At 29.1% G+C, this 21,606-nt stretch carries 24 protein-coding genes; 9 read left to right on the forward strand and 15 right to left on the reverse strand.

What is annotated here, in order from left to right; genetic code table 11:
* Nucleotides 1-129: 129 nt before the first annotated feature.
* The gene (gene lpdA / locus L0U72_RS01645) at nucleotides 130-1,530 is read right to left on the reverse strand and encodes a dihydrolipoyl dehydrogenase (protein ID WP_233898233.1); all 1,401 of its coding nucleotides are present in this window, start codon (nucleotides 1,528-1,530) and stop codon (nucleotides 130-132) included.
* Nucleotides 1,531-1,704: 174 nt separating this feature from the next.
* On the opposite strand from lpdA, the gene L0U72_RS01650 reads away from it, so the two are divergent.
* Nucleotides 1,705-2,946 carry a glycosyltransferase gene (locus L0U72_RS01650; protein WP_233898234.1) on the forward strand — a complete coding sequence of 414 codons (1,242 nt, stop codon included), beginning with the start codon at nucleotides 1,705-1,707 and terminating at the stop codon, nucleotides 2,944-2,946.
* 15 nt (nucleotides 2,947-2,961) lie between these two features.
* Nucleotides 2,962-3,561 (forward strand): hypothetical protein, encoded by a 600-nt coding sequence (locus tag L0U72_RS01655; RefSeq protein ID WP_233898235.1) that lies wholly within the window; start codon nucleotides 2,962-2,964, stop codon nucleotides 3,559-3,561.
* 85 nt (nucleotides 3,562-3,646) lie between these two features.
* On the opposite strand, the gene L0U72_RS01660 is transcribed toward L0U72_RS01655, so the two are convergent.
* From L0U72_RS01660 to L0U72_RS01685, 6 genes are all read right to left on the reverse strand, one after another.
* Nucleotides 3,647-4,132, reverse strand: coding sequence for a DUF4625 domain-containing protein (locus tag L0U72_RS01660; RefSeq protein WP_172505335.1), 486 nt, complete (start codon nucleotides 4,130-4,132; stop codon nucleotides 3,647-3,649).
* A gap of 73 nt (nucleotides 4,133-4,205) precedes the next feature.
* Nucleotides 4,206-4,964 carry a DUF4625 domain-containing protein gene (locus L0U72_RS01665; protein WP_172505334.1) on the reverse strand — a complete coding sequence of 253 codons (759 nt, stop codon included), beginning with the start codon at nucleotides 4,962-4,964 and terminating at the stop codon, nucleotides 4,206-4,208.
* 38 nt (nucleotides 4,965-5,002) lie between these two features.
* Nucleotides 5,003-5,833: a hypothetical protein gene (locus tag L0U72_RS01670; RefSeq protein WP_233898236.1), complete on the reverse strand. Its 831-nt coding sequence runs from the start codon at nucleotides 5,831-5,833 to the stop codon at nucleotides 5,003-5,005.
* Between the two features lie 19 nt (nucleotides 5,834-5,852).
* Nucleotides 5,853-8,201 carry a TonB-dependent receptor gene (locus L0U72_RS01675; RefSeq protein ID WP_233898237.1) on the reverse strand — a complete coding sequence of 783 codons (2,349 nt, stop codon included), beginning with the start codon at nucleotides 8,199-8,201 and terminating at the stop codon, nucleotides 5,853-5,855.
* A gap of 257 nt (nucleotides 8,202-8,458) precedes the next feature.
* Nucleotides 8,459-8,731 (reverse strand): hypothetical protein, encoded by a 273-nt coding sequence (locus L0U72_RS01680; RefSeq protein ID WP_233883930.1) that lies wholly within the window; start codon nucleotides 8,729-8,731, stop codon nucleotides 8,459-8,461.
* Nucleotides 8,732-8,951: 220 nt separating this feature from the next.
* Nucleotides 8,952-10,973, reverse strand: a complete 2,022-nt coding sequence (locus tag L0U72_RS01685) for a M3 family metallopeptidase (RefSeq protein WP_233898238.1) — start codon at nucleotides 10,971-10,973, stop codon at nucleotides 8,952-8,954.
* Between the two features lie 139 nt (nucleotides 10,974-11,112).
* On the opposite strand from L0U72_RS01685, the gene L0U72_RS01690 reads away from it, so the two are divergent.
* The gene (locus L0U72_RS01690) at nucleotides 11,113-11,361 is read left to right on the forward strand and encodes a type II toxin-antitoxin system Phd/YefM family antitoxin (RefSeq protein ID WP_233898239.1); all 249 of its coding nucleotides are present in this window, start codon (nucleotides 11,113-11,115) and stop codon (nucleotides 11,359-11,361) included.
* On the forward strand, nucleotides 11,362-11,622 hold the full coding sequence (locus tag L0U72_RS01695; RefSeq protein ID WP_233898240.1) for a Txe/YoeB family addiction module toxin: 261 nt from the start codon (nucleotides 11,362-11,364) through the stop codon (nucleotides 11,620-11,622).
* A gap of 55 nt (nucleotides 11,623-11,677) precedes the next feature.
* Here the strand turns inward: L0U72_RS01695 and purE are convergent, their stop codons facing one another.
* The 5 genes from purE to L0U72_RS01720 all read right to left on the reverse strand — a co-directional run bounded on the left by purE (nucleotide 11,678) and on the right by L0U72_RS01720 (nucleotide 15,731).
* The gene (gene purE / locus L0U72_RS01700; protein ID WP_233898241.1) at nucleotides 11,678-12,157 is read right to left on the reverse strand and encodes a 5-(carboxyamino)imidazole ribonucleotide mutase; all 480 of its coding nucleotides are present in this window, start codon (nucleotides 12,155-12,157) and stop codon (nucleotides 11,678-11,680) included.
* A gap of 27 nt (nucleotides 12,158-12,184) precedes the next feature.
* A complete protein-coding gene (locus L0U72_RS01705) occupies nucleotides 12,185-12,781 on the reverse strand; it encodes an HNH endonuclease domain-containing protein (protein WP_233898242.1) in 597 nt (198 codons plus the stop codon).
* Between the two features lie 2 nt (nucleotides 12,782-12,783).
* The gene (locus L0U72_RS01710) at nucleotides 12,784-14,058 is read right to left on the reverse strand and encodes an ATP-dependent nuclease (RefSeq protein WP_233898243.1); all 1,275 of its coding nucleotides are present in this window, start codon (nucleotides 14,056-14,058) and stop codon (nucleotides 12,784-12,786) included.
* Nucleotides 14,059-14,079: 21 nt separating this feature from the next.
* Nucleotides 14,080-15,237: a 5-(carboxyamino)imidazole ribonucleotide synthase gene (locus tag L0U72_RS01715; protein WP_233882003.1), complete on the reverse strand. Its 1,158-nt coding sequence runs from the start codon at nucleotides 15,235-15,237 to the stop codon at nucleotides 14,080-14,082.
* 74 nt (nucleotides 15,238-15,311) lie between these two features.
* Entirely contained in the window at nucleotides 15,312-15,731 is a 420-nt protein-coding gene (locus tag L0U72_RS01720; protein WP_101917945.1) for a Rieske 2Fe-2S domain-containing protein, read from the reverse strand.
* A gap of 109 nt (nucleotides 15,732-15,840) precedes the next feature.
* Here L0U72_RS01720 and greA point away from each other — a divergent pair, with 109 nt between their 5' ends.
* Nucleotides 15,841-16,314: a transcription elongation factor GreA gene (gene greA / locus L0U72_RS01725; RefSeq protein WP_101917944.1), complete on the forward strand. Its 474-nt coding sequence runs from the start codon at nucleotides 15,841-15,843 to the stop codon at nucleotides 16,312-16,314.
* Between the two features lie 147 nt (nucleotides 16,315-16,461).
* A complete protein-coding gene (locus tag L0U72_RS01730; RefSeq protein WP_193699651.1) occupies nucleotides 16,462-16,854 on the forward strand; it encodes an HIT family protein in 393 nt (130 codons plus the stop codon).
* Between the two features lie 3 nt (nucleotides 16,855-16,857).
* On the opposite strand, the gene L0U72_RS01735 is transcribed toward L0U72_RS01730, so the two are convergent.
* Complete coding sequence (locus L0U72_RS01735; RefSeq protein ID WP_233898244.1) at nucleotides 16,858-18,027, reverse strand: sensor histidine kinase; 1,170 nt, start codon at nucleotides 18,025-18,027, stop codon at nucleotides 16,858-16,860.
* Between the two features lie 96 nt (nucleotides 18,028-18,123).
* Here L0U72_RS01735 and L0U72_RS01740 point away from each other — a divergent pair, with 96 nt between their 5' ends.
* The 3 genes from L0U72_RS01740 to L0U72_RS01750 all read left to right on the forward strand — a co-directional run bounded on the left by L0U72_RS01740 (nucleotide 18,124) and on the right by L0U72_RS01750 (nucleotide 20,500).
* Nucleotides 18,124-18,984 (forward strand): flavin reductase family protein, encoded by an 861-nt coding sequence (locus L0U72_RS01740; RefSeq protein WP_101917941.1) that lies wholly within the window; start codon nucleotides 18,124-18,126, stop codon nucleotides 18,982-18,984.
* A gap of 8 nt (nucleotides 18,985-18,992) precedes the next feature.
* On the forward strand, nucleotides 18,993-19,358 hold the full coding sequence (locus L0U72_RS01745; protein ID WP_101917940.1) for a DUF3127 domain-containing protein: 366 nt from the start codon (nucleotides 18,993-18,995) through the stop codon (nucleotides 19,356-19,358).
* Between the two features lie 233 nt (nucleotides 19,359-19,591).
* Complete coding sequence (locus L0U72_RS01750) at nucleotides 19,592-20,500, forward strand: NYN domain-containing protein (protein ID WP_233898245.1); 909 nt, start codon at nucleotides 19,592-19,594, stop codon at nucleotides 20,498-20,500.
* Between the two features lie 102 nt (nucleotides 20,501-20,602).
* Here the strand turns inward: L0U72_RS01750 and L0U72_RS01755 are convergent, their stop codons facing one another.
* The gene (locus tag L0U72_RS01755) at nucleotides 20,603-20,866 is read right to left on the reverse strand and encodes a DUF1456 family protein (RefSeq protein WP_101917938.1); all 264 of its coding nucleotides are present in this window, start codon (nucleotides 20,864-20,866) and stop codon (nucleotides 20,603-20,605) included.
* Nucleotides 20,867-20,928: 62 nt separating this feature from the next.
* Nucleotides 20,929-21,558, reverse strand: coding sequence for a YqaA family protein (locus tag L0U72_RS01760; protein ID WP_101917937.1), 630 nt, complete (start codon nucleotides 21,556-21,558; stop codon nucleotides 20,929-20,931).
* Between the last annotated feature and the right edge of the window lie 48 nt (nucleotides 21,559-21,606).

A 21,606-nucleotide genomic window follows, 5' to 3' on the forward strand; every position in this document is an offset into this window, starting at 1 on the left:
TGAGCTCTTTTTTGTTTTTTTTCTTTAAAAAAAATAAAAAAAGCGAGTGCGGAAAGCGGGAAATAGCTCCAAAAAAAAAGACAATCTCAAAATGAGATTGCCTTTTAAAAAAATGTATTTTAAAATATTCTAAGCATTTAAAGGCTGACCATCCCAGGCACCTTTTGCAGCTTCTTTCACAGCCTCCGAATAGGTAGGATGACCATGACAAATTCTTGCCAAATCTTCCGCAGATGCTCTAAATTCCATAGCAACGGCAGCTTCCATAATTAAATCGGCAACACGTGCACCAACCATATGAACTCCTAAAATTTCATCCGTATTTTTATCAGCTAAAACTTTTACAAAACCGTCTAAATCGCCACTAGCTCTAGAACGACCTAAAGCACGCATTGAAAATTTACCAACTTTATAAGCAACATCAGCATCTTTTAATTCTTGTTCTGTTTTACCAACAGCCGCAACTTCTGGCCAAGTATAAACAATTCCAGGAATTAAATTATAATCAATATGAGGTTTTTGTCCTGCTAAAAACTCAGCAACAACAACACCTTCTTCTTCCGCTTTATGCGCTAACATTGCTCCACGAACAACATCACCAATAGCATAAATATTCGAAACATTTGTTTGTAAATGATCGTTTACATCAACCATTCCTCTATCGGTAAGTTTTACACCCGCTTTTTCTAAATCCAAACCTTTTGTAAACGCTTTACGACCAACAGCAACTAAACAATAATCTCCAGTAAAAGTAACTTCTTCCCCTTTTTTGTTAGTCGCTTTTACGATAACTTCATCACCGTTTCTTTCCACAGAAGTAACCCCATGATTAGCGTTAATTTTCATTCCTTGTTTCTTTAAAACTTTAGTAAGTTCTTTTGAAACATCAGCATCCATAGTAGGTGTAATTTTTGGAGCGTACTCAATTACGGTTACATCAGCACCTAAACGCTTGTAAACAGAACCTAATTCTAATCCAATAACGCCACCACCGATAACTAATAAATGCTTAGGAACTTCTTTTAATTTTAAAGCCTCTGTAGAAGTAATAACACGTTCTTTATCTAATTTGATAAAAGGCAATGTACTCGGTTTAGAACCTGTTGCAATAATGATATTTGTACCTTCAATTACTTCAGAAGTTCCATCATTTTTAGTAACTTTTACGTGTGTAGCATCTTCAAAAGAACCTAAACCTTCATGAACCGTAATTTTATTTTTGTCCATTAAATATTTAATTCCGCCAGTAGTAGTTTCCACGATATTCGCTTTACGGTCAACCATTTTTGTGAAATCGAAAGAAGGTTTTTCAACCGTAATTCCATGCTCTTCAAAATGATTTACAGCATCATAATAATGATGAGAAGAATCTAATAACGCTTTTGAAGGAATACATCCAACATTTAAACAAGTTCCTCCTAAAGTCGAATATTTTTCGATAATAGCTACATTAGACCCTAATTGTGCCGCTCTAATAGCTGCAATATATCCACCAGGACCAGAACCAATAATGATTAAATCATATTTCATAAGTCGTATTTTTAATATTTATGTTTTGCTGATAAAGTTACATTTTATCAGTTTTATGTTTGTTTTTTTAAGAATAATAGATGCAAAATTACATATAATAGTTGATTTGCTGAAGTATGTATTCGATTACTTTTTATCAAAAAATAACATTAATTATGCTAACTTTGAAGTCTTATGAAGCAACTTTTAATTATCGGATATGTTTGGGTAGAACCCAATTCTTCTGCTGCAGGAAGTAGAATGTTACAATTAATTGAATTATTTAAAAAGAATAATTATAAAATAACTTTTGCATCGCCCGCACAAAAGGGCGAAAAAGCATTTAATTTATCAGAAATTGATGTAAATGAAGTTTTTATTGAATTAAATTCGGCTTCTTTTGATGATTTTATTGAAGAATTAAATCCTGAAATCGTACTTTTTGACCGTTTTATGATGGAAGAACAATTTGGCTGGCGAGTTGCCGAAAATTGCCCTGATGCCTTACGGATTTTAGATACCGAAGATTTACATTTTTTACGTAAAACCCGTCATCAGCAATTAAAAAAAGGTCAAAATTTTTCTACGGATGCTTTATTAAAATCTGTGGATGCAAAACGTGAAATTGCAGCTATTTTACGTTGTGATTTGAGTTTGATAATTTCAACTTATGAAATGAAATTGCTTCAAGATATTTTTAAAATTGATGAAAATTTACTGTATCATTTGCCTTTTTTATTAGCTGAAATTGATGAAAAAAGTATCAATAATTGGAAACCTTTTGAAGAGCGAGAAAATTTTATATTTATCGGAAACTTTTTTCACGCTCCAAATGTTGATGCAGTTTTAACGTTAAAAAATCATATTTGGAAAGAAATTCGCAAACAACTTCCGAAAGCAGAAATTCATATTTATGGAGCGTATGCAACCCAGCAAATCAATCAATTACATAATAAAAAAGATGGTTTTTTAGTAAAAGGTTTTGCTACGGATGCGATGGAAGTTGTAAAAAATACAAAAATTGTTTTAGCTCCCATACGTTTTGGAGCAGGAATAAAAGGAAAATTAACAGAAGCGATGATTTGCGGAACACCAAGTGTTACTACAACTATTGGAGCAGAAGGAATGCACGATAATTTGCCTTGGAATGGTTTTATTGAAGATGATTTTCAAGAATTTGCGAACAAATCGGTAGCAATTTATTCGGATGAAAATTTATGGGAAAAATCACAAGAAAAAGGGATTGAAATTATCAATACTATTTATGATAAAGAAAAAATTGAAGCTCCTTTTATAAATAATCTGAAAAAAATCCAAGAAAATTTAGACGAACATCGCACACAAAATTTTTTGGGAAGTTTGTTACAGCATCAAACTATGCAAGCCACAAAATATATGAGTAAGTGGATTGAAGCGAAAAATTCAAAAGAAATTTAACATAAATAAATTGAAATGCTAAAAAAAATAATTGTTATTCTTGGAATTTTTTTAATGATTTCCTGTTCTTTTAAAAGGGTTGTTTGTACCTATAATTATAACACAATTGCACATGGAATTGATTTCAAAAAGACTAACAGTACCAACGGGAAATGGGCATTAAATATGTTAAATATTCGTGGAATTAGGGGAACTGTTGATGATAATTTAAATACTATTGTTTTTGATAAATTTATGATTTGGACGAAAGGAAAAGTGGTTAAAAAAGAAAATTTTAAAGATAATCAAGGGAAGCAATATCCTTTTGAAATTTCAGAAAACCCGACAAAAGAAGATTTAATAAATTTTAAAAAAACAACAAATTATAATTATTTAATCAATATTTTTTTGCTGGAAGATATTCAAAATTCTAAAAATAGAGAAATAAAAGTAGTTATAAATATTTATGATTTGGGGAATCAAAAAATGATGTTGAGTCAAGAAGTAATTGGTTTTTTAGATAAAGAAAATGGAACAGATATTGGTAAAGATTTTAAAATCGATGTAATACCTGATATGATGTATAAAATACTGACAAAAGGGCTTAAGCGAATCGAAAAAAAATCAATTTATTAATTTTTATTATAATAATTTGTAATTTAAAAATTAAAAAAAAATCTAATATATTTTTAAATATATCAGATTTTTTAGGCTTCCGTAATTACTGAATTTTAATATCAACCGAAGTTCTACTTTGCCAACCTGTAATATCAATTACCGAAATTTGACAATGATAATCGCCTGAATCAATATTTGTAGGAATTGAAATTTCTTGTGAAATTTCATAGGTTTTAGGATTGTTTGTAATATCATAATTTTCCATGAAAATAAGCGGAGAAACAGGCGTTTTTATAGGATTTAAATCACACAAACTTCCTTGGTCATCGTGTGTATGATGGTCAAAATTATTATGAATATCAATTGCATACGAAGCCAAACCGATATTATCGGCAACTTTTACTTTTATGATATATTTTTCACCTTTTTTCAATATAGTACACGATTGCGGAAATCCGCCTGTATAATTAATGGTAATGCTTGGTTTTTCTTTGTCAATTTCTTCGGATTCATCATTACAACTTATCAGAAATAAGCTTAAAAACAATAAAATTCCTGTTGATTTGATAGTTAATTTTAATAAATTCATTTTATATAATTATTATGACAAAGCCTACAAGAAAGAAATTCAAGTAGGCTTTTTTAATGTTTTATATTGATTATTATTTTACAGTTAATGGATAAGACAGAACTACTTTTTCTTTATTTTTATCTTCAACAATAATATATAAATCGTATGTTTTGTTTGATTTTAATTTATCTGTTATTGTTAATTTTTCGTTTAAAGATATTTCTTTAATATCTTTATCTGAATAGTTTAATTCTTTTTCAATATGATATTTCCAACCTTCTCCTTCAACAAATTCAGGAATTAATAATTGAATATTTTTGATAGCATTTTTCGATTTTATAAGTGCTTTTATGTTTAAATCTTTACCTATAATCGCTATTTTATCATTTTCGCTAGCAGTTCCGTATTTTACATCTTTTACTAAAATACTGTACGGCGTTACTTTTAACACATCTTCTCTTGTTTTCTTTTTCCCTTTTTCATCTTCAACAGTTATTGAAAAAATGTAATCGGTAACTTTAGCATCATAAGAAATATCGACATGTTTATGAAAATTTACTTCTTTTGCTCCAGTATATTTTTCGGTGAATATTTCTTTGAATTTCCAGTCGCCTTTTACACTGTCTTTTAAATAAATTTCTACAAGAATATTTTTAATTTTTTCATCTGCAAAAATCCCTGCTCCGATATGGATATTTCCACCTTGTTTTATGGTTTTATCGGTACTGTGTCCTGACCCAAATTCTAAATTAATAATTCCTAAAGCGGGAGCTATTATAATTTCTTCTTTTGTACAAGCGCCTAATGTTATTGCTAAAATAAGGATGCTTAAATATTTTTTGTAATTCATTTTAAATGTGTTTTATTAATTGATTTTAAATATTATTACTATTTTATTTCAAAAAGAACAGATAGTTTTACACTTTCTTTTTCACCTTTTTCTTGTACATAGATGTTTAGCCAATATTCTTGTTTTGATGATTCGGGTAATAAATCATAATGATAATGTATGTGCGGGTTTTTAACTCCTTCATATAAGTTTTTAGGAAGTATAGTTACTACGTTATTCCATTTTCCGATTGCTACTTTTTGGTCTGTTCTCCATTCTTTAAACCATAATTCATACTTAATTTCGGTTACGGTATTTGGTTCAGAAATATATTCAAATTCAGTATGTATTTCATCTTCTCCAAAATTTACAGTATTATTTTCTCCTATTTCTAAGTCTTTAAATTTTTGAAGGATGCTTAATTTTTTGGTAATAATACTTTTTGTTCCATCTTGATGTTCAATTGTAATTTTGAAATTATAAACTCCTGTTGCAGGTTTTAATAATGGATTTTCTTTGTCTTTTTCATCAAAGCCAAAAAGAAGATGATAATGAATGTGCGGATTTAATTGATTTTCATAATTTTTAACGGGAACTAAATGATTTTTTAACTCCCAAATAATTTCATCTTTATTAACTTTTGTAACGTTATGAGATGCTACATCAAAAGAAATTTTAGTTACTTTACTAGTTCCTGTATAATCAAATTCGACATGAACATCTGGGCTCGATTGTGGCATAATAAAACTAGCATTACCAAGTTCTAAGCCTTTAAATCTTTCTGTATTGATGTTTTCTTCAAAGCTATCTGGCGTTGGGTCTTCGTTATTACACGATATGATAAAAAAAGTGCTTATTAATAAAAAAAGTGTTTTTAATGTGTTTTTCATGATGTAAAAATTAAATTGATTAAAATGTTTGTATAATGTTTATTGAAAAATTTCTATTAGGTTCAGGAACTTCAATTAATCGATAAAAACTGGTGTGATTGAAAACTGTTTTATTAAAAATATTATTTAATTTCCCTTGAATTTTCAGTGGATTTTTTTTCGAAAACACCGAAATATTAGTGTGTAATCCTGCGTTAATTACCGTAGCTCCATTGGTTGGTTTTTCAGGAGGAACAATATCATGTTGATTTGCCGTGCTTCTTAGATTCGAGAAAAATTTAGTTTTTTCAAAAACAAACCAATCATTAAAAGTATATTCAAAAGAAAAAACGCCTGTTAATGGGGGAGAAAAAGGCAATGCAAAATTCTTTTTTTCGCCGTTTAATTGTTTTGATTTCACGTATTCTAAAGATGCGCTAAATGCTATTTTTTTTAGAGGGTTATATTTTAATGTAATTTCTCCTCCATATCTAAAAACTTTATTTTGAGTATATTTATATTTTTGAAGCGTTTCATAATATCCCGAAGTTGGAGTTAGATAAATATAATTATCAAAATAATTGGCAAAAGGCGTTAGTTGAATACTTACTTTTTTAAAATTATTAAATTCAGCAAAATCAGCTTTAAATTCACCATCTATTTGATACGAACTTTCGGGTTTTAAATCAATTTTCCCTTGTTCATATCGGTACATATGATAATTCACGCCATTAGAAGCAAGTTCATTAGCTAACGGAATTCTAAAACTTTTACCGATATTTATTTTATAAAGTCTATTTTTTAATGAATAACTAATTCCTGCGGATGCACTAAAATTATCAAAATGTAAATTATTTTTTGTGGCACGTTGTAGTTTTTGCATTGAAATAATGCCGTTTTTATTAACAGGCGATAAAAAAGATTCGTAATAGGGTTGTGTTTTTAGGTTTCCGTAATCGTAACGAATACCAGCATCAACATATAAATTTTTATTAATTTTTAGTTGATTATACACAAAAGATCCCACAGTAAAACGAGTATATTCAGGAATAAGAAAACCCCAACCCGCAATATTATTTTGTTGATATTCTAAATTAATTCCTGTTGTTATTTTATAATTATCAAAAGAATAATTCTCATTTTTGATATTAAAATTATAGGTGTTTTTAGTAAAACGGCGTTCCATGGTACTTGTCGGTTTTGACATGTATCCGTGTGCAATCGGTTCGGAATGTTCTTCTCTATCGTTTTTTTGAAAACCAATTTCGATATCTAACGTGTTGTTTTTTAGTGAAAAACGAGTATTGTTATTTATTTTAAAATGATTTACTTTATGAAGTGGTAAATCAATATCGTTGCTACTTTTATCGTAATTAATTTTAGAAGTTCTAACTTCCAGCCCGTGAGCATTGGCAAAAAAACCGTTTTTAGAATTTACATTACTAATATAAGTGGTTGAGTTTACGGAATCATCGGTATATCCTAAACTAAATCCGATATTATGATTTTTCCCTGCGGTATTTCGTAAATTATTTTCATGTAAATCAAAAATATAATTGTCGTAGGTTATTTTATCAACAGGCACTTTGTAATCGCCATATTGCTGATGCGTGATTCGAGTTTTATAAAACCAATGTTTGTAGCGTTGCTTTACACCAAATGAAATTCCATATAAATTATTGTTGTTTTTATGAGTGATATTTACTTCTCCAGCAAAGGAATTTACATTGGGCAGGGTATTATTTTTAAGATTAATGACACCCGCAATGGCATCAGAACCGTACATTAATGAAGAAGCTCCTTTTATGATTTCAATATTTTCAACATTATATTGGTCGATTTCTAAACCGTGGTCAGCTCCCCATTGTTGGGCTTCATGTTTTATACCATTTTCAATAACAACAACTCTATTAAAACCAAGCCCTCTTATCGTTGGTTTTGATTGCCCCGAACCGATAGTTATTGCACTAATTCCAGCAATATTTTGAAGCGTTTGCATTAAGCTATTTTCTCTATTTTGAGCTAAAAATTTCGTATCAATTTTTTGTTTTATAGCGGTATCTTTTGAAAATATTTTTATCGATTTTTGCGATATAACGACTTCATTTAGTATCGAAACATTTTGTTTAAGGGCTATTTTTATGTTGTTATCAACAGTGAAACTGCTATTTTTTTGATAACTAACATAGCCTACATGTGTAACTTTTAGTAATTTTTTACTGATGTTTTTATCTGATAATTCGTTGATTATCTGATAAAAAGTAGCGTTTCCGTTAAGGTTTGTATAGGCGTGTTTCTTGCCGATGCTCACATGAGCATTGGGTAGCACTTTTTGTGTTTTTTCATCAATTATAGTTATAGTAAGCTGATGCTTTTTTTGACAAAGCACATTTTGACTAAAAAATATAAGATAAAAAAATACACAAAATAAAGCGCGTAAGCTTCGTTTTGACATAGTAATCTTAAATAATCTGAATAAAAATAATGAAATTAACAGCTTGTTTTACAGTCAAATAGTTGTGTTATTTGATTATAAAATAGGTTAAAAGTAGGAGTTTATGCTGATAAATAAATCATACAAGAACAGCATCAACTAATTTAGGTTGATGTATTATGTAATAGATAAATAATCAGGATAAAAAATAATTAAGAAATAGTAGGAGGTGCTCTTAATCTTTTAAGAGAGGAATAACAAAAAGTTTTAGTTATTGATTGATAGTTTTCAATAACAGTTTTGTTAATAAGAAAGGTTTTTAATAAAATAAATACTTTTGAAGGTTCATCAAAGGAAGTAAAAGCAAAGTAACATACATCACAATGGTCATTTACAGATTCATGTAAGTGTGTTAATTTTTCTTTACAATTATGATGTTCATCATTTTCATGATGATGGCTTGCTTTAACAATACTAGGTAGCATAAGAAGAAACACCAAAAATATAGCGGTGATTTTACTTAAGAAACTGTTTTGTTTTACGACCATTTATTTATTAAAAAAAAAGCAAAGATAAGTTATAAATTGAAGATACAATAAGGAGTTTTGTTAAAGTTTTAATTTTAAAAACGAAGCTTATTTTTTGAAATTGTAAAATTAATAATTACGAGTTATAGTTTTATAACTCGTAATTATTAATTATTTTTTATGAAATTAATCCAGCACGTTTTAAAAGCGCATCTGGTTTTGGCTCTTTTCCTCGGAAGCGTTTGTATAACTCCATTGGTTTTTCAGTTCCACCTTTTGAAAGTACGTTTTCTTTAAATTTCGTAGCTACTTCTTTGTTGAAAATTCCTTTTTCTAGGAAATATTCAAAAGCATCAGCATCTAAAACTTCTGCCCATTTATACGAATAATATCCAGCAGCATATCCTCCTTGAAAAATATGAGAAAAAGCCGTACTCATACAATTTTCAGAAACTTCAGGATATAATTTAGTATCAGCAAAAGCGTTATTTTCAAATTCTTTTACTGATTTAATTGTTTCTGGCGATTCGTTACCATGCCATTGCATATCTAATAATCCAAAACTTAACTGACGTAAAGTTTGCATTCCTTCGTGAAAACTTGCCGACTCTTTAATTTTCTCCACATATTCCATTGGAATTGTTTCACCAGTTTCATAGTGTTTTGCAAATAACTCTAAAGCTTCTTTTTCGTAACACCAATTTTCTAAAACCTGACTTGGCAATTCTACAAAATCCCAAGAAACTGAAGTTCCTGATAAGCTTGTATAAGTTGTGTTGGCTAACATTCCGTGAAGTGCGTGTCCAAATTCATGGAATAAGGTTGTAACCTCGTTAAAAGTTAATAAAGAAGGTTTTGTTTCGGTTGGCTTGGTAAAATTACAAACAATAGAAACTTGCGGACGCTCGTTAACATCATTTTTAACATATTGCGATTTATAAGAAGTCATCCAAGCGCCGTTTCTTTTTCCTTTTCTTGGATGAAAATCGGCATAAAAATGCGATACAAAATTTCCGTTTGTATCGGTAACATTGTATGTTTTTACATCTTCATGATATTTATCTATCGATGTAATTTCTTCAAATTTTAAATCGAATAATCTATTAGCGATTTCAAAAGCACCATCAATTACATTTTCTAATTTAAAATATGGCTTCAATAATTCTTGATCTAAAGAAAAAAGTTCTTTCTTTAATTTTTCAGAATAATAAGCGCCATCCCATTTTTGAAGTTGGTCGATACCATCTAATTTTTTGGCGTAGGCTTCTAAAGTATCAAACTCACGTTTTGCGGCAGGTTTTGCTTTTGCTAATAAATCGTTTGAAAAAGACAAAACTTTTTCAGGATTTTCTGCCATTCGTTCTTCTAAAACAAAATGAGCGTGCGTTTTATATCCTAAAATATTGGCTCTTTTATAACGAAGATTTACAATATCTAAAACGATTTGTTCATTATTGTATTTATTATCTTGAAAGGCTTTTTTACCTGCCGAAATAGCGAATTTTTTACGTAATTCTCTATTATCAGTATAGGTCATAAAAGGAATGTAACTTGGATAATCTAACGTAAAAATCCAACCTTTTTTTTCTTTTGATTTTGCAATTTCTGCAGCTGCTTCTTTTACACTTTCTGGTAATCCTGATAACTCATTTTCATCAGTTAAATGCATTTCAAAAGCATTGGTTTCTGCTAATACATTTTCGCCAAATTGCAATGATAATTTTGATAATTCGGTATCAATTTTACGTAATTCAGTTTTATCAGCATCATTTAAATTAGCACCATTTCTAGCAAAACTCTTGTATTGTTTATCTAATAAAGTAGTTTGTTCAGGTGTTAAATTTAAAGAATCTTTTTTTTGATAAACTGCTTTTACTCTTTTAAAAAGTGCTTCGTTTAAAGTGATGTCATTTCTAAATTCACTTAATAAAGGCGAAAGTTCTTTGGCTATTTTTTGAATTTCATCATTCGTTTCAGCAGAATTTAAGTTGAAAAAAATTGAGGTAATTCTATTTAATTTTTCTCCTGCAAAATCTAAAGCAATAGTGGTGTTTTCAAATGATGGAGCGTCAGAATTTTCAATAATACTTTTAATTTCTTTTTTTGCTAATTCGATTGCTTTTTCAATAGCTGGCTTATAATGTTTTTCTTCTATTTGAGAAAAAGGAGGTGTTTTAAAATGGTGTAATAAAGGATTCATTAAATAGGTGCGTTTTAAAATGAATAATAAAAATGAATAATAGAGTAAAAATAATGAAATTTACTTGTAGCAAATAACATATTGTTACGTAAGTTTTTTCAAAAGTACTTCTTTAAGTACTTTTTTGTATCTTTGTACTATGGAAACAGTAAATTATACAGACTTTCGTTCAAATTTAAAATATTGGTTCGATAAAGTGGTTAATGATGTAAGTGACATTGTTATCAAACGTAAAAGCGGTAAAGATTTAGTTTTAATATCATTAGATGAATATAATTCATTAAAGGAAACTACTTATTTACTAACAGGAAAAAACAGAGATATTTTGTTAAATTCTATCAAAGAACTTGAGGAGGGTAAAGGTGTTCAAAAAAACTTAATCGAGTAGATGAAATTAACGTGGTCTGCTTCTTCTTGGGAAGATTATTTATATTGGCAAAAAGTCGATAAGAAAATAGTAAAACGAATTAATGAACTCATTAAAAATTGTATGCGAACACCTTTTGAAGGTATCGGAAAACCTGAAGCTTTAAAAGGAGATTTACAAGCTTATTGGTCAAGGCGTATAACATCGGAACATCGATTGGTTTATAAATACGAAAATGAACAAATATTAATAGCAGCTTGTCGTTATCATTATGGAAAGTAAAAAACCTCACCAATTTTTAAATTGATGAGGCTTGATAATTTTATAGAATTGAATTTTATTTACGAACTCTTTCAGACGCTTTTTCAACCTTAATTTTTAATTCCTCTTTGTAAGCTATAATTTTATCTAAAACTTTAGCATCAGAAGCACCAATAATTTGAGCTGCTAAAATACCTGCATTTTTTGCACCATCTAAAGCTACAGTAGCCACAGGAACACCTCCTGGCATTTGTAAAATTGATAAAATAGAATCCCAACCATCAATAGAATTTCTACTTTTTACAGGAACTCCAATTATTGGTAATGGGCTCATAGATGCTACCATTCCTGGTAAATGAGCTGCTCCACCTGCACCTGCAATAATTACTTGAATACCACGTTTGTGAGCATTTTTAGAATAGTCAACTAATTTTTCAGGAGTTCTGTGAGCAGAAACAATATCTACTTCTATTTTGATATTAAAACTTTCTAAAATATCGATTGCTTCTTGCATGATTGGAAGATCTGAATCGCTTCCCATTATAATTCCTATCATAATTTTATGTTTTGTGTTGTTGTTATTTTATTGAATTTCAGGAAGTAATTTCCAAATATTGATATTAAATTCGTTATTAATCGCTCTTAAATAATGAACTCCATTAATATGGTCATTAATTAATGTTTTAAAGAAATTATCAGGACTTACACCGTAAATTTCGATTTCTAACTTTTTTCTTTTGATATAATTTTTTCGTTCATCAGCTAACATAAGATTATCTAATTGAAGTAAATTAATTAGATTTTTAGCTTCAATATCGTTTGAATCTGCTAAAAAATAATGACCTTTTTCGTATAAAATTCTATTTTCAAAAGTGGAGTCTGTTGGATGTAAAATAGGTTGAAAATTCTCCCATTTTGAAGATTTTTCTTTATTCCATTGATGTTTTACTAAAAACCAATTTTGATAAGAATCTACTTCTTTTCCTTTTAATGTCGGATTAAAATGTTCGATATCTTTCGCATCTGTTCTGCCAATATATTCTTCGGTATAAGCACAAAATCCTTTTTGCTCTTTGTATAAAATATTAGAAATTTTTTTATTATTTGTAGAATTTCCAACAATATAATTTAAGTTTTCTTTTATAATTTCAGAGTCTACTTTTTTTACAATTCTTTTCATACCTAAAAATTATAAGTATCTCCTAATTTCATAAATTCAAAAAGCAATTCTTTCTTCTTTTTAGCATCTTTTTCACTTACAATAGCCTGTTTTAAATTTAGGTATTTTTTGTAAGCATTTTTCCCGTGTTTATTGTAATAGTTAACACCGAAATCATTTTTTAACATATCGTTTGGGTCATCGCCAATAGGAGAACTTCCTCTTTTAACGGCAACTTTACCATCTTCATCAAAATATAAAATAAAGCGTTCTTCGGGCTCAAAAGAAGCGGCTATAAAAGGAGAATGCGTTGCTACAATAAATTGCGCATCTGGAGCAAGGTTTTGATAATTTTCCATCAGAGACATTTGCATATCAGGATATAAAGAACGCTCAGGTTCATCCATTAATATGATGGCATCTTTGGTATTTAATTTAAATAAGGGTAAAAAAGAAAGCAATAATCCTTTAGTTCCAGTACTTGTGTGTTGTATTGGAATTATTTCTTCGTTTCTTTTATTGATGATAGGAATGGAATATTCTGTATTTACTAAATCAACTTCTAAATTTAATTTTTCTAATAACGGATTAAATTTATCAGCAAAATCCATTAATTTATTAGGGTTCTCTTTTTGCCATTTTGAAAATTCAGTACTTAATTTTTTTGGGTCATTTAATAAACCTTTATGAATCAGTTCCGACATTTTTTGAGTAAACTTTTTTCGATACTCAAGAATGTCTTCTATAAGTGATAGCCATATTTCTTTTGGAACGTTATTGTCAAAAATGTGTACTAATTGATTTTTGAATTTTCTGTCTTTATCAGGATTAGGATATTTTTCAATTAAATTTATAGGATTTTCTGTAAATATTTCAATATTTTCATCTGAAATAATATTAGCTTTGAAAAATAAGAGATTTGATTTCATGATATTTGACACGAAATATTCTGTTATATTGTCTATAGTTTTAAATTTATAGTTATTTTTTTTATAGGTTGTTTCTCCATTTTTAATTTTATAAATATCATTTTTGAAATTTATAATTAATTCACCTTTTAATTCTTCTTCAATATAATTTGCGGATAAATTACCGTCATCAGCAGATTTTAAAGTTAAAGCTAGTTCTATTTGCGAAAATAACAACTCCAATAAATTAGTTTTTCCAGTAGCACTTTGCCCAATAAAACAGATTTTATCTAAAGGCTCACCTTTTCGTTTTCCACTTTGATAGGTAAAATCAAAATCTAGGTTTTCTAGGTGTTTATACTGTGCTATTTTTAATTTTGAAATCTTCATTTTTGGAGTTGAATAAAAATATTATTTACTAATAACTCGAATCGTTTCTTTGACTAATTGTGCTATTTCTCTAGCTTTTTCAATTTCTTGATGTACAATTGTTACGTGTCCCATTTTTCGGAAAGGTTTGGTTGTTTTTTTTCCATAAATATGTGGGGTAACGCCATCAATTTTTAAAATTTGATTCATATTTTGATATACAACATCACCTGTATAACCTTCTTCACCGACTAAATTCACCATAATTCCAGCAACTTTACTAGCGGTATTTCCTAAAGGAAGATTTAAAATACTACGTAAATGTTGTTCAAATTGATTGGTATAACTTGCTTCAATTGAATAATGCCCCGAATTATGCGTTCGTGGTGCTACTTCGTTTACTAAAATTTCATCGTTTTCAGTTTGAAACATTTCAACAGCTAATAATCCGACGAAGTCTAAAGTTTTAGCAATTTTTAAAGCGATTTCTTGTGCTTTTTTCGCGACAGATTCTTCAATTCTTGCAGGACAAAGTACATATTCAACCTGATTTGCTTCTGGATGAAATTCCATTTCAACAACAGGATACGTTTTGATATCGCCATCAGAATTTCTAGCAACAATTACTGCCAATTCGTTTTTAAAAGGCACTAATTTTTCAGCAATACATTCCCCTTCTGGTAACGATTGTAAATCATCATAAGTACGCACGACTTTTACGCCCATACCATCGTAGCCGAATTGTGCTGTCTTCCAAACAAAAGGAAATTCAATGATATTACTTTCGTAGGAATGTTTTAATTCCTCTAAAAAAGCAAAATGTGTAAAATCTGCTGTAGGGATTTGATGTTCTTTATAAAATGATTTCTGATGTGCTTTGTTCTGAATAACTCTTAAATTCGAAGGTTTTGGATAAATAGTTATCCCTTCAGCTTCTAGTTTGTCAAGCGCATCAATATTTACATTTTCTATTTCGATGGTTAATACATCTACTTTTTTTCCGAAGTTATAAACCGTATCAAAATCAAATAAATCACCTTGATGAAATTCATTACAAATTTGTGCACAAGGAGCTTGGTGGTTATCGCCTAAAATAAGGGTGTAAATATCAAATTTTTGAGTTTCGGCAAGTAGCATTCTACCTAATTGTCCGCCACCGAGAACGCCTAATTTAAAGTCTGAAGAAAAATAATTTTTCAAGATAAATAATTTAAAATGTTGTGATGGCAAAAATAACAATCTAAAAGATAGCAGACTTATATTTAAGTGTATATTTAACGAGATATTCTTAATTGTGAACCGTTAATTTTGGTTACAAAATACATCAAAGCGTTGCAACCTTGCGTATCTATTGGCGAACCTCCTGAAATATAATTATACTTTTTTTCATCGCAAGGACATATAATTTCTACGCCGTTAAAGGTCATTAATGAGTTACAATTTCTATCAGGACATTGTCTATCGAAGGCTTTGTAGCTATTTCCTGTTCTAAAAATATAAATATCTCGTCCTTGTATGGTGTTTTGTGAACTACCATTTGGAACTAATAATCCTTGAAATTCAGGCAATGTTAAATCGATAATTGCATTGATTTCGATACCTCTAAAACAATCATTTACAGGTACGTTATCAGTACAACGAACAGTCGTATTTATGCCGATTATTAAAATTAATAAATAAAAAATAGTTTTCATTATTAAAAAATTGAGTTAGATGAGGAACGCTACGAATTTACAAATATTTTGTATATTTGTGAGACAATCTCATTCCATATCGGCATGGGATTTTTAAATTAATATAATTATGAGTGATATATCCTATTATTCGGCCGAAGGACTTAAGAAGTTAAAGGACGAATTGGTTCAATTAGAACAAGTAGAAAGACCGAGAGTTACACAAGAAATTGCAGATGCAAGAGATAAAGGAGATTTAAGTGAAAATGCTGAGTATCATGCAGCTAAAGAAGAACAATCTCATTTAGAGTTTAAAATTGCAAAGCTTAAAAATGTCGTAGGAAGTGCGCGTATTATTGATGAAAGTCAGTTAGATTTATCTAAAATATTAATTCATTCGGTGGTTAAAATTAAAAATACGGCCAATGATATGGCGTTTTCGTACACGTTAGTTGCTGATTCTGAAACCGATGTTAGAAACGGGAAATTATCAGTAAATTCACCTATCGGAAAAGGATTATTAGGGAAAAAAGTAGGCGATATTGCCGAAATTAAAGTACCTAATGGTATTATGAAATTTGAAATTATGGAAATTTCTAGATAAGATTTTTTAAATATTTCTTTAAAAAAGCGTTGCATCTAGCAACGCTTTTTTTATTTTTACGAATGTCTTTTTAATTATCATCTTGATAAGATTTTATTATGATAATCATCTTGATAAAAAAAATATAACTATTAAATTCAACAAAACATGGCAAGTATTTTCACTAAAATAATTTCAGGAGAAATTCCTTCTTATAAAGTAGCAGAAAATGAACATTTCATTGCTTTTTTAGATATCAATCCGAATGCAAAAGGGCATACGTTGGTAGTTCCTAAAAAAGAAGAAAACAAAATTTTTGATTTATCAAAACAAGAATATATCGAATTAATGGAATTTTCGTATCGTGTGGCAAAAGCGATTGAAAAAACCGTTCCTTGTAAGCGTGTTGGAATGAGCGTAATCGGTTTGGAAGTACCACACGTTCACGTACATTTGATTCCTTTAAATGCGATGGCAGATATTCAATTTAAAGAAAAAGTAACAGTATCCAAAGAAGAATTTTTGAATTTATCAGAAAAAATAGCGAGTAATTTTGAGTAATTATTAAATTTTATGAAGTGAAATTTCAAAAGTTGTTCCTTTATTAATGGTTGATTTTTGAACGATTATTTTTCCTTTATGATATTCTTCAACAATTCGTTTTGAGAGCGATAAACCTAAACCCCAGCCACGTTTTTTGGTGGTAAAACCAGGTTCGAAAATTTGTTTAAATTGTGATTTTTGAAGTCCTTTTCCAGAATCGGTAATGCTGATTTTTACCTGTTTTGGGGTTGCTGTAATCGCCAATGAAAGATTGCCTTTTCCTTGCATCGCATCAATAGCATTTTTAAGTAAATTCTCGAGAACCCAACCGTATAATTCAATATTTAAAAGTATCGAAAGTTGTTCTATATCCGAAGAAAAAGAAAAATGAACCTGTTTTGAACTTCTTGACTTGATATAATTAAACGTCTTTTTTGTTGCCTGAATAATATCTTGTTTTTCTAAAGTTGGTAGTGAACCAATTTTAGAAAATCGGTTAGCAATCGTGTTTAAACGCTCGACATCTTTTTCAATTTCAAGGATATATTCTTCATTTACATTTTCAAATCTTAAAATAGCAATCCAGCCTAATAATGACGATAAAGGCGTGCCAATTTGATGTGCCGTTTCTTTTGCCATTCCTGTCCAGAGCTTGTTTTGTTGGGCAACTTTACTTGATTTATACATCATATAAACGATGGTTACAAAAAGTGCTAAAATCAATAGTAAGGTTAATGGATAATATTTTAGTTTGTTTAATAAATCGGAATTTCGATAGTAAAAATATTGCGTAATTCCAAAATATTCAATCTTGATAGGCGCATTTTGCGATTTCATAATTGCTAATTGTGCTTCAAGATATGCAGGATTTTTAGCCTTAATCGTATCTAAATTTCGATATAAATCAATTGTACCATCTTTATTGACTAAAATCGTCGGAATATTTTCAATCGTTTGATATACTTTATTGATTAAATTCGTGTTTTCATTCAAATTCGGATTTGATGCTAATTCTTTAAAAGCAGTCGCAAAAATTTCAATTTTTCCGCGTTCTTCTTCCTTAAATTTCTGAAAAAATAAATACGTATTCCACAAAATTAGCGAAATCAATAAAAACGAAATAAAAATAATAATTCGTTTTATCCAATAAGAATTTTTTAAACTATTTTTAAAATTATTTTTTAAAATCATCAACCAAATATAAATATCTATAATAACTTATCTTGTGAAACGTTAGTATATTTACATCATAAAATAGAATATAAAATATAAAAATCAACTAAAAATATGCTATCATTAAATCCTAAAGAATTATCCGTAGCCGAATTACATCGTTATTTATTAGGAGCGATTGCACCCAGACCCATTGCTTTTGCAAGTACTGTCGATGAAAATGGAAATCCGAATTTAGCACCTTTTAGTTTTTTTAATGTTTTTGGCGCAAATCCGCCGATGTTAATTTTTTCGCCCGCAAGAAGTGTACGTGATAATACCCAAAAACATACGCTCGAAAATATTGAAAAAACAAAAGAAGTGGTTATCAATATGGTAAATTATGATATGGTACAGCAAATGTCATTAAGTAGTGCCATGTATCCGAAAGGCGTAAATGAATTTGAAAAAGCAGGGTTTACCATGTTGCCATCTGATAGCATAAAACCCTTTAGAGTTGCCGAAGCTCCCGTGCAATTCGAATGCAAAGTAACCGATATTATTTATACAGGAACACAAGGCGGTGCAGGGAATTTAATTCTTTGTGAAGTAGTTAAATTACACATCAATGAAAATGTATTATCCGAAGATGGAAGTATAGATCAGTATAAAATAGATTTAGTTGCCAGGGCAGGAGGTAACTATTATTCAAGAGCAAGAAACGGCTTTTTTGAAATTCCAAAACCCATAAGAACACTCGGAATTGGAGTCGATAAAATACCCGAAAGTATTCGAAATAGTACCATTTTAACAGGGAATAATTTGGGGATGTTAGCAAATGTATCAGAATTGCCAAATCAAGAAACTGTTGATAACTTTGCAAAAGAACATCCAATATATAATTCGCTTACAATTGAAAAAAAACATACATTTGCACAGCAGTATTTAAAAAATAATGATATAAAAAGTGCTTGGAAGGTACTTTTACTTAAATAAATAAGAATATGGAAGTTATAGGGAAAATTAAATTAATTAACGAAGCACAAACATTTGGAGCGAGCGGATTTAGAAAACGTGAATTAGTCGTTACCACTGATGAACAATATCCACAAATGATACTTATTGAGTTTGTACAAGATAAATGTGACCTTTTAAACAATTATTCAGTAGGACAAGACGTAAAAGTTTCGATTAATTTAAGAGGTAGAGAATGGATTAATCCTGAAGGAGTTGCAAAATATTTCAACGCCATTCAAGGTTGGAGAATTGAAAGTTTAGCACAAGCTACTTCTCAAAATACACCTCCTGTTGATAGTTTTCAACAAGCACCAGATTTATCAAATGATGCAGAAGACGATTTACCATTTTAATTTTTTAATTTAAATTTTTTGAAAATTTAGAAATTAAAGGAATTTATTTTATAAAAAGAGAAAGCAATACGCTTTCTCTTTTTTTGTTTAAAACTTAATGTTTTCTCTTTTATTTCTTCTCTTTTTTCTCTTTCTGATGATTAATCACATTTTTTTAACAATATGATAGTTTAAATTTAAAGAACTTTTATAGTTTGATTTGTAGATTGATTGAAAATTAAATAGGATAGTTTATGGAAAATAAAAAGATGAATATAGCCATGTTAATTGATGGTGATAATGCCCAAGCTAAATATTTAGAAAATATCATATCGGAAACATCAAAATACGGAAAAATCAGCATCAAAAGAATATATGGCGATTGGTCGAACGTACATTTGAAAAACTGGAAAGATGTATTAAATACTTTTTCTATAAAACCGATTCAAGAATTTGCACACACAACAGGTAAAAATGCCACTGATATCGCACTGGTTATTGATGCGATGGATATATTACATCAACAAAAAATAGACGCTTTTTGTATTGTTTCAAGCGATAGTGATTTTACAGGATTAGCCAGCAGAATACGTGAAAGTGGATTAACTGTTATTGGAATCGGTAAAGAACAAACACCAAAATCATTTGTAAATGCATGTGATATTTTCACTTTTACAGAATCGTTTAAAGAAGATCCTTCAATAGATAAATTGATGGAAATTTCAGCTAAAAAAGCAGCTAAAAAACTGGAGAAAAGCATTACACTAACCGTCAAAAAAAATAATGTAAAATCGAACGTAAAAGTAAGTTCTAAAGGAAGTTCTAAAGCAAATTTAAAAGAAAAGTTAAAGGAAAAATCAAGAAGAAAATCTAAAAAGAATAAGAAATCTAAAAAAACTATAAAAATAGATATCAATTTTCTTCGATGGGCTTTCTCAATGATTGAGCAAGAAAATGGCGTTGTTTTATTGAGTCAATTTGTTGAATCGGTTCGAAAACTAGATGCAAACTTTGATTCAAAAATATATGGATACAAAAATTTCAATGTTATGTTTAAAGCGTTAAAAAATGATTTTGAAATGATTTATCATAATGATAATTCAACTATTTCAATACGCGATAAAAAAGTAAAGACACTTCAAAAATATAAAAACGCTAGTTAATTTAAAATGTAACAAGCATTATAAAGTCTCCCAAAATAAAAAAACCTTCTAAATATTTAGAAGGTTTTTTTATGCTTTATTTTTGTGTTTATTCTGTGTACTTTATTTCGATTTTTCAGGTTCGACTTTTTTCTTTGCAGGCATCGGACCTCTTAGATGAATAATTAATCCGTTTAAGAAATTTCGAAGAATTTGGTCACCACATTCCATGTATTTAGGGTGTTCTTCATTTCTGAAAAGCGCTCCTAATTCTCCTTTAGAAACTTTAAAATCGACTAAAGCACAAATTTCAACAATATCGGTATCACGTAATTTGTGTGCTACTCGTAGTTTTTTAAATATATCGTTGTTTGATAAGCCTCCCATAATTTCGTGTAAATTTATATGAATTTGTGTAATTTTATATTTTGATGTTTATTTTTAAACGTTTAATTCACGATGCTAAAAATAGCCCAAGCATAGATAGCGAAACGTAAGAAACGAAATAATCCAAAAATAACGACATTTTTAAAAGGATATTTAATCATTCCTGCGGTTAAGCAACTAATTGCAAAAGGCAATGGTAATAATGCACCGACTAAAATTAAAATCCCTCCCCATTTACTGGTATTTTTCAAGTTTTTAGCCATTTTAACTTCTAAATAATTTCGTACAGAATTTATTTTTAAAGCTGCTCTTCCTATAAAATAGGCGGTTAATCCCCCAAGATACGATAAGGTTGCTAAAATTATTAAAATAACAATTGGATTGCTTGTTTTTTTCGACCAAGCAATAAAAATTTCTGGTGGAATTAAGCCTAATATTGTTTCAGAAATATAGAAGGTAATTAGGATTCCGAGTGTTGAAAAAGTTTCGGTTATTAGTTGTAAGCCGTCATTGATATTGTACACGTATTTATTGAATAAAAACACGCCTATTACAGCAATTACGATTGGCCAAAAAGCTTTTTTTAAGCTTTCCCAAATAAACATATAAAACCCTGTGCGATGATAATAATTATGCAAACGCTCAACATGTGGTTTATTTTTCTTTTTTTTTCTGATTTTTTTCACGTTCATTTATTAGATTCCAATTCTCTTATTCAAGATACAAAAATACGAGGTAAT

The organism is Tenacibaculum piscium, from assembly GCF_021390755.1.
In the GTDB taxonomy this organism is placed as follows: Bacteria; Bacteroidota; Bacteroidia; order Flavobacteriales; family Flavobacteriaceae; genus Polaribacter; species Polaribacter piscius.